The following is a 19656-nucleotide window of genomic DNA, read 5'->3' on the forward strand; positions in this document are numbered from 1 at the left end:
CCATTCACTCCCTTAAGGTCGAGTCCCTAACGATAAGCTTGACGTCAAGCTCGTAAAGCCGGTCCTCTTCCAGCGTTCCTTCGATTTTCTTGATCAGCAGGCGGGAAATAAGCGCCCCCATCTCATAAATCGGCTGTGCGATCGTCGTAAGCTCGGGTACGGTAATTTCGGTCGTTTGAATTCCGTCAAACCCGCATACCGCTACCTGCTTACCTACTTTTATTCCCATCCGGTGCAGCGCTTTCAAAGCGCCTACAGCCATCAAATCGTTGCCGGCAAAAATACCGTCAATATCCGGATGGCGCTCAAGCAGCCGCTCGGTCGCCTTAATGCCGCCCGCGATTCTGAAATCTCCCGGCTCAAGCAGCGTCGGCGTATACCAGTCCAGTGCCTGTACGGACTGCTCGAAGCCGATAAGCCGCTCTTTCCCCGTAATGAGATGCTGCGGTCCATAAATGTGAGCGATTTTGCGGCAGCCGGCTTCGAGCAAATGCCGGACAGCCATAACGGCTCCTTCTTTATTTTTGGACCGGACGATGCTGGAGTGCCGTTCGGACGGACCGCGGTCCAAACAGACAAACGGAATGCCCAGCTTCGTCAGCATTTCCGCATCGTCGTGCCCAAACGTGCTGGAGGCGAAAATAATGCCGTCTATATACTTCTTCTTGAGCGTTTCAATGTATCTTTTTTCCTTGATTCCCTGATCGTCCGAATTGCCAAAAATGACCGTGTAGCCATATGTCGCAGCAACATCCTCCACCGCACGTGCCAGGTCCGAGAAGAACAGGTTCGAGATATCGGGGAGAATCAGGGCGATTGTATTTGTTTTTTTGCCGGCCAAACCGCGGGCTACCTCGTTAGGAGCATAGTTCAGCTTCTCGATGGCCGCCTTGATCGATTGCTCCGTTTCCGCATTCACATAGCCGCTTTTGTTCAAATAACGCGAAACGGTCGATACGGAAATACCGGCCAGCTTGGCGACGTCACGAATCGTTGCGATGTTGAACCCCTCCTCGGCAGCAAATCATGGTAACGGTACCACAAATATGATAAGTACAATAATTATCTCTGTAAAAATGGAATTAATATTAAATATTAAAACATGGTAACGGTACCACAAACAATATAGCACAGCTTTTATAGTAACGCAATGGTCAACTTTATACTGATATTACCAATATTCATAGATTCTCATAACGCTGATTTTACACTAGCTGAAGTCAAGCCTTGTCACCGAAACAACGCAAATAGGACAGCATACTCTCGCATGCCGTCCTGCTTTGATTAATCTATTTGGAACACGATATTCTATTGCTTGGCTGTAAATCTGAAACGGCTTAAAATAATGTCTCCGCTTAGTACAAGATAAACATCCTGCTTCGTGCCAGGAGCTTCGCCGATTTCAAAGCTCACCGTTTGCCAGTCTTGTCCCTGGCGGACTGACCCCAGCTCGGCAAAACCCGCCGGGTTCGCATCCGGGCTGCCGAACCGCACCTCAATGCGTCCTCCGTCCGGCCCGCCCGATAGGCGGCCTTCGAACGAATATGAGCCGCGGCTCCACTCAGCATCGGTGAATCCGATCCATGCGCCGGCGGGGACGGACGGACGGATACACGTTCCGCCTTCTTTGCTTTCATCCAGGTAGACGTTCTCATAGTCATCGTAATTTTCCGCACGAGTCTCCAGAGTCAGGTCCCTTGGCGGAATCGTTTCACCGCTTACCGTCAATACGCCCGATAAGGCGATGTCGCCGGATGATCTGCCTATCATAATGTCATAGCTTCCGGATTCTACGCAGAACCGGTCGCGAGTCACATCCCAGATCGCCAACTCGGCTGATGGAAGTGCAAATTCAACAATTTGCTTCTCACCGGGCTGAAAATGTATGCGCCGGAACCCCTTGAGCTGCTTAAGCGGCCGTTTCACCCGCGAATCCTTAACGTGCACATAGAGCTGTATCACTTCGTCGCTTGCGACTGAGCCGGTATTGGTCACCTGTACCCGGATTATAGCCGTACCATTCTCATCAACAGCTGACGGAGTCACTTCCAGCCCGTCGTACCGGAACGCCGGGTACGTCAGCCCATGTCCGAACGGGTATAGCGGCTCTCCGTCGAAATATTGGTACGTGCGTTTGGATTTGATAATATCATAATCCATAATATCGGTAAGCTGCAGGGCCGACTTGTACCAGGTCATATTAAGACGGCCGGCGGGGCTGTAATCGCCGAACAGCACATCGGCGACCGCGCGCCCGAGCTCTTGCCCGACATGGGACATATACAATACAGCCGGTATACGCTCATTTACTTCGTTCAAGGCGAACGGATAGCTTCCGACTACGACGACGATCGTATTCGGATTAACCTTGTGCACTTCCCGGATCAGCCGCTCCTGCGCCTCTGCCAGCGTAAGGTCGGGACGGTCGATTTCCTCTTTGCCGTTAATCAGCGGGTTGTTCCCTACGAACACAATAGCGGTGTCGGCCGCACGCGCCGCGTTCACCGCCTCCTCCAAACCGTCAGACACAGCTTCCGCGATAAAACGCTCGCCCGTATTCTCAGACTTATTCTCGCCAATGCCGAGGAGTCCAGTCGCGGGTTCGGAGATTTTGACAGGCATATGATTCCAGGTCGTCAGCGAAATTTGGCCATCCTCCGCAGGAGCGGTATGGAACACTTCCTTGACGTACCAGCCGAACGCTTCCTCGGCTGATGCCGAGATGTGAACGTCGCCGGTACTCGTCATATATTTGCCGTTCGTAACGGAGGTGAATGTCTTGCTTTCCCATCCCCAATCCGTCTGCTCGAATATTTCGCCTTCCGCGGCTTCCGCCGCATCGGCTGCCAAACGACCTTCCGCTTCGGTTACACGTACATATTTGCCCGATGCCGCCGATTTCAGCCGCAGCCGGTCGCTGCCGCTTTTGAAAGTGATTTCCGCATTCTCAGGGAGCTTGCCGCGTATGGCTTCAAACGGCGTAACCCGGTATGGAAGCGAACCTGAATACCAGTCTCTGTATACCACATCGCCAAGAGGGCCGATAACTGCAACGCTGCCGAGCTTATCCTTCTGAAGCGGAAGCGTGCCGTTATCGTTCTTGAGGAGAACGATCGATTCCCTCGCGGCTTCCAGAGAAAGCTTGGCATGCTCGGGGCTGCACAGCACGCTCTCAGGCATATCGGCATATGGATTTAACGAGGCGGGATCGAATTCGCCCAGACGAAACCGTACCCGGAAAGTATTTTGCAGGGCAAGGTCGAGATCGGACTCGGAGAGCAGCCCTTCCGCCAGAGCCTCCCTTAAAGCCTTGGTCGAAATCGCATGATCGTCGGTGATGCTGTCTATTCCAGCTTTTACGGCATGAGCCGCCGCTTCTTTGTAGGTTTCATAATAGTGGTGGTAATCGACCAGACCGACCAGGTCGCCGGCGTCGCTGACGACAAAGCCGTCCATTCCCCACTCCTGCTTGACCACTTTATTCACATCTTCATGAAGGATGGCCGGTGTACCGTTAATGGAGTTGTAAGCGGTCATCATCGAGCGCGCACCGCCCTGAACGAATGCGGGCTTGAAAGCAGCCTCGTAATATTCCTTCATATTGCGGGGATCGATGCTGGCCGAGCAGCTGCCGCGGTCAATTTCATTATTGTTGCCGAGAAAGTGCTTCAGCGTGGATACCGCTTTAAAGTAGAAAGGGTGGTCGCCCTGCACGCCGCGTACCAGCGATGCCGTAAGCTCACCCGTCAAATGAGGATCTTCACCATACGCTTCCTCCGTCCGTCCCCAGCGCGGATCGCGCTCCATGTCCACGGTCGGCGCCCACAGCGTCAGCCCGTTGACCGCAGGATTCCGCTGATAAAACACCCGCGCCTCATCGCCGATGGCTGAACCGATCTGCCGCATCAGCTCCGTATTCCATGTGCAGCCGAGTCCGATCGGCTGCGGGAATGAAGTGGCTTCGCCCAGCCATGCCATACCATGGGCTGCCTCCGTTCCGTGCTTATAAGGTTTAACGCCGAGCCTGTCCACGGCCGGTTGATACTGCATCATCAGTTCGATTTTCTCTTCCAGCGTGAATCTGGATACCAAATCGTTTACTCTCTCTTCTAACGGCAAATTTACATTTTCAAAAGGATAACTCATTTCTTTTGCACGCCCTCTCTCCATATAACCATTGACGGAATAAGCGTGTTAACGGCTTTTCCCGACTCAAACGCTTTCATCATAGTTTACCATTCCATCGAAGGCCCCGAACACCGAGAGAATTAGTGTTTTTTCCCCTTCATATTTGCAGGTTATACTGTCTTTGCAGCCAAAACAAAAAACAACCCCCGTTTCACTTTACGTGAAACGGAGGCTGCTCTCAATTGCTGTATTCGTATATCACAAACGAAGTTGTACTCACACTAGCAAAGAATGGAGCGGGTTACTATTACGAGTAGTATGAAAAGAACGAGAATTACGCCTGCTGTAGTAAATCCGCCAACTGGACCGCAACCAACGCCGCCTACCGGACCATATCCCATTGACACCTGCAAAACCCCTTTCGTTATTTAGTTCTATGCATTGTATGGGGATATGTCGGTTCCTGCCTGTGCTCCTGTCTCTATAAGCAAACAGCCTATGCCCTCGTTTTCTTCCGTACGTTCATCTTGGTTCGTCCGCACCGTTCAGCTCGTTTATGATGCGAAGCAGCGTATGGCGGTTCAGCCGGACCCGGTGCGCTTCCCGCTTGCTTCGCTCCAGCAGCCCGGGGTCTACGCCGAGCTCCCCGATTGAAGCAGGTCCTCCGGCCGTGCGCAGCAGCCCGCGAATCTCTTCCTCGCCTGGAAGCTTGTCTATTTCGCGGCGGATATCGTACCATCCCTTAATCCGCTGCGCTTGCGGAAGCTTGGCGAATTCCCGGTACAGCGCGGTTATTTCCGCACAGGCCACTCCAACCTTGGCACCGTGAAGCAGCTGCCTCCTGCCGCTGCGGATATATTCCATTTCCCAATAATGGGACAAATGATGCTCCGCCCCCGATGCCGGGTGCGACTGGCCAAACAGCAGCATCGCCAGGCCGGAATCGATTAAGGCGCCGATAAGGATACGAATACCATCTTCCGTCCGCCTTCCGATCTGCTCGGCATGCTGGACGCAAGCTTGCAGCGCCTGCTCCGTAATTTCCGCAACCAGCGGCATGTACGGCTCATCGGCGGTCATCCTGCCGACCTTCCAATCGAAGAGTGACGTGTATTTGCCGAGCATGTCCCCGAATCCGGCCGCTGCCATCGCGCCCGGCGCCTCCCGCAAAATATCCAGATCGGCAAAAATCGCGATCGGCCCGATCGCAGGGACCGTTATTTTCTCGCCTCTAATAATAATGGGCGCTCCTTTGGAGGTAAAACCGTCGACCGACGGCGCCGTAGGTACCGATACGAACGGCAAGCCCGTCGTATACGCGGCATATCGGGCGATATCATGCAGTGTGCCGCTGCCGGCTGCGATAACGAGATCGGCGGAAGTCCGCTGAATATCGAGTATGACCTGAATAATGGAAGCCTCATCTGCGATGACATCTCCTTGGCGGTCTGCCTTGACCACGGTGATATCAGCAGATATTCCGAGGGAAGTCAGTTCATCCGCAAGCCGTTGTCCCGCTATTTGCAATGTATTGGCATCTGCTGTGATAATCACTTGGGTATACCCGCTTTGCCCGACATAACCTGCCACCTGGTCAATGGCGCCCGGCTCGACCACGATCCGGCCGGGAAACAAGCTCTCCGCATCCGCTATTCCAATTTCCGCGGCCGCTTGTTTTATTTTCTCCAAGGTTCCATTCATATCGTTAGCTCCTTCATTACAAATTGAATTTATTGACTTTATATCCTGCACTTGCTCTAATGGACATATCACGACTCACGAACGACGGAGGTAACGATCATGCTTTTTCTTGATAATCGCGGAATTACCGATCCGGCTCTCAATCTCGCTCTTGAGGAGTACGCCTTACGGCATCTGCCGGCAGATGACAGCTATCTTCTGTTTTATATCAACGAACCGTCCATCATCATCGGTAAAAATCAAAACACGATTGAAGAAATCAATGCGGACTTCGTGCGCGACAACGGGATTCATGTCGTGCGCCGGTTGTCCGGCGGAGGCGCCGTCTACCATGATCTCGGCAATTTGAACTTCAGCTTCATAACGAATGACGAGGGGGATTCCTTTCACCAATTCGCGAAAATCACCCAGCCTGTGATCGATGCGCTTCATAAGCTCGGCGTCAAGGCTGAACTGACCGGACGTAACGACATTCAGGTCGGTGAACGGAAAATATCCGGCAACGCCAGGTTCGCCACGAAGGGCCGCATGTTCAGCCACGGGACACTCCTGTTTGATTCAGCTATGGATAATGTGGCGTCTGCTCTGCGTGTCAAACCGATCAAGATCGAATCGAAAGGAACCAAATCGGTTCGCAGCAGGGTCGCAAACATTTCCGAATTTCTGGATCGGCCGATGACAACGGAGCAATTCCGGACCGAGCTGCTGCGCGAGCTGTTCCATTGCGAGCCCGAGGACGTCCCCCGGTATGGCTTGTCAGAACAGGACTGGGCCGCCGTCACTCGGCTGGCCGACGAGCGATACCGAAGCTGGGATTGGAATTACGGACTCTCGCCGAAATGCAACATTGAGAACATCCGCAAATTCGCGTCCGGCATCGTTGATGTCCGGCTCAATGTAGAGGATGGCCGGATGGCAGGCGTCAAGATATTCGGCGATTTTTTCGGCGCTTACGATGTGGCCGAGGTCGAGCAGCTCTTGACAGGGATTCACTATGAAGAAGAAGCAATCCGTCTGGCACTCGAATCGGTTCAGCTCAGCCGGTATTTCGGCACCTTGACGGAAGAGGAATTTATAAACCTGCTGCTCCTCCGGGACTGAGTTGTAAAAAAGCTTGAAGGCTCTGATCCTTCAAGCTTTAGATCCTCACTGAAGCTGCCCGCTCCCTATTTTTCCTGAAGAGCCGCCAGCCCCAGTGCCAGTGAACCGCACAAGCCGGCGTTGTCTCCGAGACCGGGCGGTACGATATAATTGTCAATGTCCCTCAGAATCGCATCATCGCTGATATATCCGTTGAGATTTCTAAGCACTTCGGCACGAATAAGCGGGAACAGCTGCTTCTGATGCATAACCCCTCCGCCCAAAATCACTTTATTCGGCGAAAGCAGCAGAATCGTTCCGGTTACCGCCTGTCCGATATAGAATGCTTCCATCGCCCAGGCGGGATGGTCCGGAGCCAGCTCGCTTCCTTTTACCTTCCAGCGCTTCTCTATCGCCGGGCCGGCCGCAATTCCCTCAAGACAGTCGCCGTGGTAAGGGCAGAAGCCCTCATATGTATCCTCCGGATGCCTTCTTGTCATGATATGTCCGCCTTCAGGATGGACGAGACCATGTACGAGCTTCCGCTCGGTATATACGCCCACTCCGATGCCCGTACCGATCGTATAATAGACGCAGCTGTTCAATCCCTTGGCCGCCCCCCATATCGCTTCACCGTAGGCGGCAGCATTCACATCGGTATCCCAACCGCAGGGCACATCGAATTGCTTCTTGACCGTGCCAAGGAAATCGTAGCCTGACCAGCCCGGCTTCGGTGTTGTCGTCACGTATCCGTAACGGGGGCTGGCAGGGTTAATATCGATCGGACCGAAGGTTCCGATCCCGATCGCTTCGACATTCTTATCCTGAAAATATTCAATAACCTTCTGCAGCGTAGGTTCCGGCTCTCCGGTCGGAAAGCTGCATCTGTCAATAATCGTACCTTCTTCATTTCCGATTCCGCAGACGAATTTGGTGCCGCCCGCTTCAATCGCTCCAATCAGCATCCTAAGTCCCTCCAATAAATTGTTTTTCCCACTCTAGCATACCCCACAGATAGTCCAATTTCCATAATAGATTCACCGCCGCGGGCATACTAAACTTAAAGTTACCTAGTAACGTCCATTGCAATTAGTAATCTATTTTTCCATTATTGTAGGGAATGCCGGTCATCATTTATAATTAGCCCAGATTAGCGGAAGGGAATGAAATTTTAATGAAGTACAGAAACGTAGGGGCAAGCGGCTTGAAAATCAGCGAAATCGGCCTGGGCAGTTGGCTCACATACGGCACGGCCGCTGAGCAGCAGGCAGCTGATGCCTGTATTAAGGAAGCATTTGAGAGCGGTATCAATTTCTTCGACACGGCTAATGCCTATAATCGCGGAGAAGGCGAGAAAGCAATGGGCGCGGCCCTTAAGCCTTATTCCAGATCGAGCTATGTCCTTTCAACTAAAGTGTTTTTCGCAATGGATAGCGGACCGAACGACCGCGGCTTGTCGCGCAAGCATATCATGGAGCAGTGCGATGCCAGCTTGAAGCGTCTGGGCGTGGATTATATCGATATCTATTTCTGCCACCGTTACGATACGCAGACTCCTCTGGAGGAGACGCTGCGTGCGCTTGACGACTTGACGGCTCAAGGAAAAATCCTGTATGCCGCAGTCAGCGAATGGAGCGCGGCGCAAATTGCGGATGCCGCCGGAATCAGCCAAAGATTGAACTTGCGGCCGCTGATTTCGAATCAGCCGATTTACAACATGTTTGAGCGTTATATCGAACGCGAAGTGCTGCCGGTATCGGTGAAGAACGGCATCGGCCAGGTTGTATTTTCCCCGCTCGCGCAGGGCGTGCTGACAGGTAAATATAAGCCTGGTCAACCGCTGCCGGCGGAGAGCCGCGCGGCTGACAATTCCGTCAACGGCGTCATCAACAGCTATATGAATGATAAAGTGCTAGGTTGCGTCCAGGACCTGGGGCAGCTCGCACAAGAGCTGGACATCACTCTTTCGCAGCTTTCGCTGGCCTGGATTCTCCGCCAGCCGGGCGTAAGCTGCGCATTGATCGGCGCTACGAAGCCGCAACAGATTGAGGAGAACGTAAAGGCTGTCGATATTCAGCTGTCAACTGAAACACTGGAAGCAGTAGAACGGATATTGGAGCAGGTAAAGGATTTCGCGCCGCTGCGCTAATCTGCTATATTGTTTTGCAATACTAAAAAGGATAGTGGAAGCCGTAGCGCATACGGTAACCTCTATCCTTTTTATTTTATATTCTCACACCGCCATTTACTGGTTTTGCCAAAGAGATTCCGTAACAATTTCAATAGGAATCTCATTATCATCTTAAATGGTCAATCCTTCCTGCAAGTCCGGGCAGCCCGAAGGGAGTGGATCGTCGTCGCGGTATTCGAAATACCTGAAATAAGCGGGGGTTACGCATTCGTTACCATTCCCTGTTGCATACATACCGACGCAAGCCCCGGTAAAACACCAATTTACCTCCGGAGACATTCGTGACATGGGATAGCGGCCGGCCGTACGCCATTCCATCCCGTCGAGGGAATAATTCATCATATAGTCGCGGCCGTCGGAGACGAGCTCCAGATGAATCTCACCGGTTTCCGGAAGCTGTTCCTTCAGCAGGCGCCGGGGGATCGCGTAGTCGACCGCCGTTGAGACGATTATATGCCTGTTTCTTTTACGTACTCTCCCCAGCGTGAGATGAGCTTCATCGCTGAGCCGAATCGCGATCCCCGCTTCTTCCCCTTCCCTTGCAGGGATAAATGAAAGTAATGTACGGACTCTCATCCGCAGGCTCTGCTGTCTCCTGCAGACAAACACCGACGGCGCCGCATCTTTCAACGTAGCTGCCGCGCCGGTAAGCTTAAGTCCATGCCCCTCCGGGGCTACCTCCGCTCTCCTTCCCGGCAGCGTTCGCAGAAAGCTCCACTCGCACGAAAGCGGAGAACCCGAAAAATCGTCTGTAAACGAGAGATTCCGCTTCTGCGGTGCTGTAAGTCTGTCGGAGCACATTACGGCAGAAACCGTTCCCTCATTGTTATCGATCATCGGCCACCCGCTTCGGTCCAGTGGACCGGGGCAAGGAATGTTTCCCGCCCAAGGACACCGTGGTGTCCCTCCACCGGCCTAACGCCCAGAAACACCGCCCACCAGAAGCCGTTCCCGTCCTCGAACAAATCCGCATGGCCCGTATTTTGAATGGGGTGATCGTCAAGCCTGTTGTGCGTCAGAATCGGATGCGGAAGCATGACGAACGGACCATAAGGCTTATCGCTCCTTGCGGCGATTTCCCGGTGGTAACGTCCTGTGCCTCCCGAAGCGGCAATGAGATAATACATGCCGTGTATCCTGTACAAGTGCGGACCTTCCACCCAAGGCCCCCCGTCGCCGCGAAAGATGACAACCGGTTCCGTTAGCGCCTCCCCGGTACTAATGTCAATCTCATATTGAATAATATGCGAGTTTTTATCCGCACCCTGCTGGACGGTTACATAAACAGTCCCGTCCGTATCGTCGAACATCAGGGAAGGATCGATCCCTCCATAAGGTATCCGGATAGGATCGGACCATGGTCCCCCCGGATCTTCGGCCGATACGAAGAAGTTGCCGATACCGTCGACATCGGTGGTAATGACATAAAACCGTCCATTGCAGCAGCGGATAGTCGGAGCGAAGATCCCGCGAGAGCTTCTCCGTTCCGATAGGTCCAGCTGCTCGGGACGCGTAATGACGCAGCCGATCTGCTCCCAATTCACAAGATCGCGGCTGTGAAAAACCGGAATGCCTGGGTAATATTCAAATGAGCTGGTAACCAGATAGTAATCCTCGCCCCGCCTGGCAACGCTGGGATCCGGATAAAAGCCCGGGATGACCGGATTCATATACGAAATTGCAGTTGCAGCCATAATATCATTCAACTCCTCTCGTGTCGCAGCTTAAAAAAGCCATATAGGTTTGGAAAAAGAGAAGCGGAAAGGCGAGCGGTCCGCCCACCTTTCCGCTTCCTATTCGTTCGCTTACTGCATGCCGTTAACTCGTTGACCAGTTCTTGAATTCGCTTACTGCATACTGCTAATTCGTCGACCAGTTCTTGATCCGCCACTGAAGCTGTTCATTGATCCGGTCTTCATAAGCTTTCACGTCAATCTTCCGGAATTCTTTCACGTATGAATCCCAGACGCTGTCGAATTCAGCCGTCTTGGACATGATCGCCCTAGGCAGAAATTTCAGGCTGGTATCGTTCATTTTCTTGCTTGCCATGTCCGCCGGCGAGCCCGAGATAAGATCGACCTGCCAAGCCGGGTAGTACACCGGATTCTCAGGCGGCGATGCGAAGAACTCCGTCCATGTCTTATGGCCGTATGCCGTCAGTACTTCTTTATCGAGAGGCTTAAGCGAATTGAAGAACTCGTCCGGCTGGCTTCCCGGCGATGTCGCATTGCCGTCGCTGTATGATCCTTCCAGCTTCGGAGCTGTTGAGTAAAATACGTCCGCTTTATTGGCCAGCTTCCAGGTCGGGGCTTCTTGAGCCTTGCGCTGTTCCTCCGTCCGGTAAAACTTGCCTCCTTCGCCTACCATGTAATCTTCGCCTTCCACACCCCAGGACAGCAGCTTCTGCCATTTCTCGTCCAACAGCGCATCAAGGAACTTGATAATCCTCACCGGGTCTTTGGCATCGACGGTGATGCCGTATCCGTTGTTCAGGTTGATGACCGGGCGGTCACGGTAGTACTCCTTATAGCTGGAGTCATAAACAAGCGGGAAGCCCACATACGTCCGATCAATCTTATTCTGCGACGTAAGAGAGTCTTCCGCTCGCCCGAAGTTCCAGTGCTGGTCGAACATCCCAAGCACGCGGCCGGTAGACAGCTTCGCCAGATACTGGTCATAGTTCTGGACGAACGCTTCCTTATCCATCAGCCCTTCATTGTACAAGCCGTTGAGCTCTTTGTAATAGCGCTTGGCGATATCTTTATCGGCAAACACGGATGCCACTCCGTTATCAACCACTACGCCTCCGTCATTCGGATGACCCGTAAGATGCTCCGGCGGGTTAAATAAAGGAAATAACTTCCAGTCAAACGCCAGCGAGGTAAACCCGATCGTCGGCTGCCCGTCGATCGTCGGCTGCGCCTTCGCGTATTTGCGGATAAGATCAAGATACTCATCCAGCGTTGTCAGCTTCGGATAGCCGTATTCCTTCAGTACGGCCTTCTGGATCCAGAAAGCCGGCCCTGCATACCATGTATCATGCACTTCGCCGGTATAGGCGCCGTAGTTGGGAAGCCAGTAAATATGCCCATCGTTCGAATCTTTCATCCGATTCCAATATTTCTCGTAATGCTTCTTCAGGTTCGGCCCGTGTTTCTCGATGAGATCCTCCAGCGGGATTACCGCACCCGAAGCAACCAGCTTCGGATCAGCCGTGATCATGTCGGGATAGTCGCCGCCGGCGATCATTACACCAAGCTTTTGCTGCGAATCACCCACCAGAAACTCCTGTTCAAGCGTCACGCCGAGCTCATCTTTGATTCTCTTGAAAATTTTGTTGTCCGGTGTCGGCGCCTGCCCGGGCAATCCGTTGTATATGGAAATCGTGATCGGCTCAGGTTTATCCGAAGCCTGCCCGTTTCCACTGTTTCCACTGGCGTTTGCGGAAGTGTTTTCCTTGCCGGTTCCCGTATCCCCGTTACCTGTTCCGCTGTTCTTGCTGCAGCCCAGCAGCGTCATGCTCAGGGCCAGAATCAGCGTTAAACTGAGCCATAGAGACCGTCTTGTTTTTACCCCCATCGTGCATTTTCCTCCTTCACTTATGATTGCAATTTCATTATGCTCTTTTTGAATACGGTTACATAATAACCAGATTAAAGGTTCACTCCCCCTTTTTTTAAATATCGGTAAGTATAGATTTCGTTGTTTTTGTCTGACATTTCCATGGGAGCATACTTCGCCGCACTGATATCGGCAGGCGGTTCTTATTGGAGTGCTGCATTATGGGCTTGTTTATATTCGGTCGGTTTCACTGCCGTCCTCTTCTCAAATTGCTTCAGAAAATGCTGATAGCTGCCGTACCCCATCGCCTCGGCCACGGCTGCAGACGTCTGATCCGTTTCCCGCAGCAAACGCATTGCTTCTTCTATGCGGATATCGTGGACATAATCGATGATGCCCACCCCGTATTTGGCTGAGAACGATTGGCCGAGATAAACCGGATTCAAGTAGAATCGCTCGGCAAGTTCCTTGATCGTGCAGCTCTCCCGGTAGTGCTCACGCAAGTATTCGGCCACTCTGACAATCGTTCCGCCCGTGCGCCGTTCCCGCAAAGCAGCAATGCCTTGCCGGCATTTCCGGCACAATGCGGTAAGCCGTTGTCCTGCCTCGTTGTATGGCGTAGATTGGGCGAGGTGGGCATCCCAAATCGAAGCGGCCGGAAATTCATCCTCATTGCCGCCAAGCTCAAGGTAAATCTCCCTGCACCGGTCGATGACACGGACGGCGAAAACCTCGACGAGCTCCGGCATCATACGCTGATGTTCAAATATTTCAAAAATGGTCCTTATCGATGAAGCCAGCGCTTCCGGATCACCGCCTTCGACCATTTCCGCAATAGAATCGGCTTCTTCCAGCACTCGAAGATCGAAGCCAAGCGGCAGGTCCTTGATCTCATCGTAATATACGACCCGGGGATACCGGTTGAAAGAAAGCGATCTGGCCGCTTCGCGAGCCTCGTAGCGGGAGCGGGCTATCGCAAACAAACTGCTTTGCGTGCTGCCAACCGCTATTCCGATCATGCTGTCCGTAATCTCGCCTTGAAGCCGGTCGTATAAACCCTGGACGAGCTGACCGATTTCCGACTCGTCCGTTCCGGCCGAGCCGCAGACCAATCCGAGCGAACCGTCACCGGAATCGACCGTCCAGCAGAGGCGCTGCTGCTCAGCAAATTGTTCGGCCGTTTCACTTGCTGTCTCCAGCGCCGCCTCTTCCCCCGCAATGTGCATATAAGTCCATCCGGCGGCGAAGCCCGACAGCTTCGGCAGCTCAGGGTTCCTCTCGGACTCAGGCGCGTGGCCTGACAAAAGCGCTGTCAGTGCCCGCTTCACGGCATAACGTCCGGCGAACGTCCGGATCATTCCGGCCTGCAGCTGTTTACCCAGCTCCTCCTGCAGTTCGGCAAGAACCTGATCCGCCTCCAGGCCGATGATCGGTTTGGTCATATAGTGCGTTACGCCGAGCCGCAGAGCTTCCCTGGCATAAACATAGTCATCGAAGCCGCTCAAAATCACGAATTTGGTGGCGTCATTACCCGCCTCCCTCGTTCTAAGTATCAATTCGAGTCCATCCATATACGGCATGCGGATATCGGTTACAACGAGAGCGGGAGGCGAATGACGGATTACCCGCAATGCTTCTTCGCCGTTAGTGCACACGGCTCCTACCCGGAATCCGCGCTTCTCCCAGTCGATCAGCAGCTGCAGGCCCTCGATCGCAAGCGGTTCATCATCTACCAGCAACACATCATACATGCGGCCTTGCCTCCTTTGCCGTATTATGCTTTGTTTATGTACCGGGTTTCGGCGTGTGTCTCCTGCTGCTCTTGGCATAATTTTTTATAAGTGGACGGCGAATATTTTGTAAGCGCTTTAAATTTGTCTGCAAAATAATCCTGGTCGTGGTAGCCGAGTGTATGGGCGATATCCGTCATCTTCATGTCTGTCCTGCGGAGAAGCTTCTGGGCTTCCGCAATTCTTAGGCGGTGAATGTAGTCGTTGAACTGGTATCCTGTTTCTTTCTTCAGCTGTTGGCCCAAGTAAATGGAATTAAGATGGAACTGGGCGGCAAGCTCCTGCAGCTGGAGCTTTTCCCGGCAATGGCGCTTTATATAATCAATGGCCTCCACCACAGCGCAAACGGGCCGTTTCGCTTTTAGCCCGGCTAACTGAGCGGCTGACTGGATACATGCCATTGCCCAAGCTTCCGGGGTTGATTGCGAAATTCCCGGCGGGCAGACTGTTTGCGCCTGCAGCCAGGGCGGCGGGAATGTGGGATCTGCGCCTGCAGACATTAATCTTCTGAGCAGCTCTCCACGAATGCGGGCGGAGCAATCCCGCACGGTTCGCTCAGGAACGTCAGTCTTCAGGCAAACCTGATAGAGACTCTCCACGGACGCTCGGATGCCCTTCGCATTGCTTTCTTCCACAAATCCCATTAACGAACGGGTATGCTCCGCAATCGCTTTCAAACCATCCGGCGAGTCGGAGCGGGAACGATTGACGGTACGCCGCACACTGCGCTGTTCGAGCAACTGCCGGTAAATGCGGCGCAGGCCGGTCAGACCCGATGAATCCGACTTGGCCGCATAAACGGCGAGGGACGGAAATAAGCCGGACAGCCGGTCTGTAATTACCTTCAACGCGGCATCAAAGGGAAGGTTGTCTCCTTCATGCTCTCTCAATATCAGCAGTCCGCACCGGTAAGGCATGTCTTCAAAAGCGATGACTTTCGCCGAAGCCGGACCGCAGGCCTCAACCGCACCTGCCAGATGCTCGAAAAAGGAAGGTTCGTCTCCTTGCCGTACTCGCCCGAATGTATCGGGTACGGTCTCCAGCAGGACGAGCCGGTATTTTGTATCACGGCCGATGTCCAGCAGCCGCTGCGCATCCTCCGCCGCCTGCAGGCCGCCTTGGCGAACCGTCCTGGCAAGTGCGGCGGAACCGGCATATACCATCTGTTTGTCTGCATCGTTCCGCTCCGGTATAAACTCGATGTCACAGCAATCTCGAAGCTCTGTCAGCACTTTTTGAAATTCCTCTTTCTGAACAGGTTTCAGCAGATAACGGTCGAATCGTTCGCGTATAGCCTGCTGTGCCAAGGCGAACCTGTATTGACGGCTCACGGCGATACATTTTATGCGTTTCCCGCTTGTTTGGCGGATTTTGCGTATGAGCTCGAAACCGTTTATAACAGGGGACCCGATGTCGACGATGATCAGGTCGGGAGAGCATCCCCGGATGAGCGATAGCGCTTCCCCTGCGTTCCCAGCGCTGCCGCACAATTCGTAACCGCAGGCCCGCCAGTCGGCAAGTGCAGACCAGTATGCCAAGTCCGGTTGATGATCGATTATTAGCGCTTTACACATGGCGCATTCCCTCCTACTTTCCCTTTGCCCGCGACTTTTCAGGCTTATTTCCAGTCTGTCACAGCGGCAGTGAAGCGGCAATGTGGCAGAACTATAATTTTATGGATAATTCTATGGGGGAGTAAATAAAGAAAGCTTCCGAAGCCATATGACCGCGGAAGCCGGAAGAAGTGTTCATGGCAGTGATGTTCTGTAATCGTTGGGGCGAACTCCGGTAATTGCCTTAAACAACCGGCTGAAATAGGCTTGATCGGAATAACCTACCTTCTGGCAAATCTGGTACACTTTAAGCGTCGTGTCCCGCAGCATTCGTTTGGCGTTTTCGATCCGGATACGGGACAAATGCTGTGTAAAGGTGTGACCTGTCTCGGAGGTAAACAGATAACTAAGGTAATTGGGCGTCACTTCGAGCTTCTCTGCCAGCATGCCGAGCGATAAATCCGGATTCGCATATTCCGCATCGATATGAAGGATAGCCAAGCGGATCATCCGGTGGATATTGTCGGATTGGACCGTCTCGGAATCCTCTTCATCGAGGTGCCGAAGCGCCTGTTGATACAGCTTTCCGATTTCAGAAGGGATCGGCGAGATGCCGCCCACTCCGACTTCCGCTGCAACCTCCAATTTCTCCTCCAGCAGGTCTTTGCATCTAACGGCATATTCCCGGACTGGAGGCACCGTAAATTGATTCGAGAATAGGACCACGGTCATCCACTGCTTCTCCGTTATTATGACGGCAACCCCCAATTTCGCCACCTCGCACTCAATCAGGTACTTGGCGAAGAACCGGTCGGGATTCGTCCAGAAATTGTCGTCATTAATACGAATCACAAAGATGCCTAGCCAGCGGAACGACGGAAACAGCGATTCGTCGATTTCGGCCGCCGCCGCAGCCGGTATATGGAAGAGCTCCTGTATTTTGTTTTCCAGGGCGTTACGCTCCCGGAACCGCTGAAGCTGGACGGAATAGTCTCGCGCCGGACGGACCGGAACGGAACCTGCCTGCTTGTCGCCGGTCAAATCGGACAGCTCGGTCAGAACGACCAGCATCATATTCAACACCGCAATCCGGACATTCACCGATTCATCCGCTTCCCGGCCGGCGGGCTGCTCCGGCATTTGCAGCAATTTCTCAATAAACGGACGAAGACTATCGGCTACAGCGGAATCCGAAGGGTGCAAAAATTGCTGTAATCCGAGCAACCGCTCGAATAAAGGAGGGTCGTCAATATCAAAATGCAGGCAAAAATAAGTCATCCCTTCCGGTCCGCCCGCTTCGCTTTTATGTATGTCGCCCGGCCGGATGATCATCAGGTCGCCTTTGTTTTGGACATAGGCAGTTTCCTCAACGGTCGTAATCTGACGCCCTTCGAGCACCAAATTTAATTCGAACAGCGGATGTTCGTGGAACGGGTATGACCATTCCGGGTTTACCGTACGCCAATGCGTGCCGTGGATCCGCACTGAGAACTGGTAGTCCGGCAGCGCGTATTCACGGCGTTGTTGGTTTTTTCCGCCCGATGCAGTCGACATGATGAATGAAGCACCCCCCGCGATACTTTGGATTATTCACCCATTATATCACGGATACAGGCCTATTCCTTGACGCTGCCTAGCTGCATGCCGACGACAAAATATTTTTGCAGAAACGGATAGACAATCAGGATGGGCACGGATGCGACGATTGTAATGGCCGCGCGAATCGATGCCGGCGTCACCATATTGCGGGCGGCCTCCGGATCTGCCCCGGCTGCCACGGCCGGGTTGCTGTTTGAATTCATCGAGGACGAGAGCAGCTTCATCAGCTCGTACTGCAGCGTGCTCAGATCCTGTTTCGATGAGGCGAACAGAAACGTGTCGAACCAGGAATTCCACTGGCCCACGGCTACAAACAAGGCAACGGTTGCCAGCACAGGCTGGCAGAGCGGCAGTACAATCGTCAGAAAGATACGAAAATCGCCTGCGCCGTCGACTTTCGCCGATTCGATCAAACTCTCCGGCAGCGTTTGAATATAGGTCCTGATCACGATCATATTGAACGCGCTGACGAGGCCGGGAATAATGTAGACGAGAAAATGATTGAGCAGATGCAGATCCTTAATCAGAAAATAGTAAGGAATGAGACCGGCGTTAAAATACATTGTAAGCACGATAATGACCGTGACCGGCTTCCGGAATATGTATTCCTTCCGGCTCACCGTATACGCCAGAATCGAGGTAAGAAACAGGCTAAGCAAGGTGCCGATCACAGTACGCGCGACAGATACCCAGAATGCATGGTATACCGCGCCAGTCGCGAAGACTGCGCTATAATTTTTGACCGTCCACTCTCTGGGCCACAAGTAAATGCCGCCGCGAATCGTATCGTTGCCTGCATTGAAAGACACCGCCAGCGTATTCAGAAACGGATAAAGCGTAACCACGGCGAGCGTGATCATGACGATTGCATTAAAAGTATGAAAAGAGGCCGGTTCCAGCCGGTGCGAATACCTCATTCTCATGATTTAGCCTCCTAAAAGTTTTGTGCGATACTTCTTGAATCGCTGCTTTAGCGAGCACAAAACTCGCATCGGAAGCATACGCTAAGACGTTTTGCGTGAGTGACAATCGCAGCATCGCAGCGTTCGAATGTCAGATCAATCTCTCTTCTCCCATCCGCTTGGCGATCGTGTTCGCCGCGAAGATGAGGGTGATGCTGACAACCGTTTTGAAAATTCCCGCCGCCGTGGCGAGTGAATAGTTGCTCATTTGCAGCCCGTATTTGAGCACAAAGATATCAATCGTCTGCGACCAGTCGATGACAACCCCGTTGCCAAGCAAGTATTGGACCTCGAAGCCTGCTTCCAGTATCCAGCCCAGATTCATGATGAGCAGAATAATAACGATCGATCGTATACCCGGCAAAGTGATATAAAGCATCTTATGGTATCGGTTCGCCCCGTCGATGTCCGCAGCCTCGTACAACGAAGGATCGATGGATGTAATCGCGGCCAGATAGATGATCGCGTTCCAGCCCACTTCTTTCCATACATGGGAGGCCCCCACAATGCCCCAGAAATATTTCGGTTCGCTCAGCCACATGATCGGGGCGTCAATCATCCCGAGCTTCATCAACAGAACATTGACGATGCCTCCGTCGATCGAAAGCGAACTTGCGACGATGCCCGTAACGATAATCCAGGACAGAAAGTGCGGCAGATAGGAGATCGTCTGGATTGAGCGTTTGAACAGCTTGTTCTTCACTTCATTAAGCAGAATGGCAAATACGATCGCCGTCACAAATCCGAGCACCATGTTGATCATGCTCATAGCAATCGTGTTGCGAAGAACGCTAAGAAACGTGTCGTCGCTGAAGAGAAACCGGAATTGCTTGAAACCGACCCACTCCTGCTGGGAGAAGCTGCGGGCGGGCTTATAATTCTGAAAAGCCATCGTCCAACCCCAAATGGGATAATAGGAGAATAAAACCACATAAAGCAAAACGGGAAGCGACATGATCATCAGCTGCTTCTGATTTCGAAACCGTCTGAAAAACGGCTTGTTTTTGGCGGTAACTGCCGCTTCGCCGCGAGGAAACGTTTCGGCCTTTGCCATGGTTCTTCCCTCCATCTGTCTGTAATCAGCTATTGTC

14 protein-coding genes are annotated in these 19656 nt (G+C 52.9%); 2 read left to right on the forward strand and 12 right to left on the reverse strand.

Features of this window, described 5'->3' with window-relative positions; all coding sequences use genetic code 11:
• Window positions 1-4 precede the first annotated feature (4 nt).
• The 3 genes from KZ483_RS20455 to KZ483_RS20465 form a co-directional block, all read right to left on the reverse strand.
• Window positions 5-1000, reverse strand: a complete 996-nt coding sequence (locus KZ483_RS20455) for a LacI family DNA-binding transcriptional regulator (protein WP_220353572.1) — start codon at window positions 998-1000, stop codon at window positions 5-7.
• A 308-nt stretch (window positions 1001-1308) separates the two neighbouring features.
• Entirely contained in the window at window positions 1309-4170 is a 2862-nt protein-coding gene (locus KZ483_RS20460; protein ID WP_258881346.1) for a glycoside hydrolase family 3 C-terminal domain-containing protein, read from the reverse strand.
• 480 nt (window positions 4171-4650) lie between these two features.
• Window positions 4651-5829 carry a sn-glycerol-1-phosphate dehydrogenase gene (locus tag KZ483_RS20465; RefSeq protein WP_220349401.1) on the reverse strand — a complete coding sequence of 393 codons (1179 nt, stop codon included), beginning with the start codon at window positions 5827-5829 and terminating at the stop codon, window positions 4651-4653.
• A 99-nt stretch (window positions 5830-5928) separates the two neighbouring features.
• Between KZ483_RS20465 and KZ483_RS20470 the strand changes: the two genes are divergently transcribed.
• Window positions 5929-6930, forward strand: coding sequence for a lipoate--protein ligase (locus KZ483_RS20470; RefSeq protein WP_220349402.1), 1002 nt, complete (start codon window positions 5929-5931; stop codon window positions 6928-6930).
• A gap of 65 nt (window positions 6931-6995) precedes the next feature.
• Here the strand turns inward: KZ483_RS20470 and KZ483_RS20475 are convergent, their stop codons facing one another.
• Window positions 6996-7874: an ROK family protein gene (locus KZ483_RS20475; protein ID WP_309568599.1), complete on the reverse strand. Its 879-nt coding sequence runs from the start codon at window positions 7872-7874 to the stop codon at window positions 6996-6998.
• 209 nt (window positions 7875-8083) lie between these two features.
• On the opposite strand from KZ483_RS20475, the gene KZ483_RS20480 reads away from it, so the two are divergent.
• The gene (locus KZ483_RS20480; RefSeq protein WP_220349403.1) at window positions 8084-9058 is read left to right on the forward strand and encodes an aldo/keto reductase family protein; all 975 of its coding nucleotides are present in this window, start codon (window positions 8084-8086) and stop codon (window positions 9056-9058) included.
• 153 nt (window positions 9059-9211) lie between these two features.
• Here the strand turns inward: KZ483_RS20480 and KZ483_RS28695 are convergent, their stop codons facing one another.
• The 8 genes from KZ483_RS28695 to KZ483_RS20515 all read right to left on the reverse strand — a co-directional run bounded on the left by KZ483_RS28695 (window position 9212) and on the right by KZ483_RS20515 (window position 19619).
• Window positions 9212-9937, reverse strand: a complete 726-nt coding sequence (locus tag KZ483_RS28695; protein WP_258881347.1) for a beta-xylosidase family glycoside hydrolase — start codon at window positions 9935-9937, stop codon at window positions 9212-9214.
• Entirely contained in the window at window positions 9934-10794 is an 861-nt protein-coding gene (locus KZ483_RS28700; RefSeq protein ID WP_258881348.1) for a glycoside hydrolase family 43 protein, read from the reverse strand. The genes KZ483_RS28695 and KZ483_RS28700 overlap by 4 nt, the downstream gene beginning before the upstream one ends.
• A 166-nt stretch (window positions 10795-10960) precedes the next feature.
• Window positions 10961-12679: an ABC transporter substrate-binding protein gene (locus KZ483_RS20490; protein ID WP_220349404.1), complete on the reverse strand. Its 1719-nt coding sequence runs from the start codon at window positions 12677-12679 to the stop codon at window positions 10961-10963.
• Between the two features lie 185 nt (window positions 12680-12864).
• On the reverse strand, window positions 12865-14412 hold the full coding sequence (locus KZ483_RS20495) for a response regulator (protein ID WP_220349405.1): 1548 nt from the start codon (window positions 14410-14412) through the stop codon (window positions 12865-12867).
• A gap of 23 nt (window positions 14413-14435) precedes the next feature.
• Window positions 14436-16025: a response regulator transcription factor gene (locus tag KZ483_RS20500; protein ID WP_220349406.1), complete on the reverse strand. Its 1590-nt coding sequence runs from the start codon at window positions 16023-16025 to the stop codon at window positions 14436-14438.
• Window positions 16026-16199: 174 nt separating this feature from the next.
• Window positions 16200-17558 carry an AraC family transcriptional regulator gene (locus KZ483_RS20505; RefSeq protein ID WP_220349407.1) on the reverse strand — a complete coding sequence of 453 codons (1359 nt, stop codon included), beginning with the start codon at window positions 17556-17558 and terminating at the stop codon, window positions 16200-16202.
• Window positions 17559-17620: 62 nt separating this feature from the next.
• Window positions 17621-18526: a carbohydrate ABC transporter permease gene (locus tag KZ483_RS20510; RefSeq protein WP_397376122.1), complete on the reverse strand. Its 906-nt coding sequence runs from the start codon at window positions 18524-18526 to the stop codon at window positions 17621-17623.
• 130 nt (window positions 18527-18656) lie between these two features.
• Window positions 18657-19619, reverse strand: a complete 963-nt coding sequence (locus KZ483_RS20515) for an ABC transporter permease (RefSeq protein WP_220349408.1) — start codon at window positions 19617-19619, stop codon at window positions 18657-18659.
• Window positions 19620-19656 lie beyond the last annotated feature (37 nt).

It is taken from the genome of Paenibacillus sp. sptzw28 (genome assembly GCF_019550795.1).
Taxonomy (GTDB): domain Bacteria; phylum Bacillota; class Bacilli; order Paenibacillales; family Paenibacillaceae; genus Paenibacillus_Z.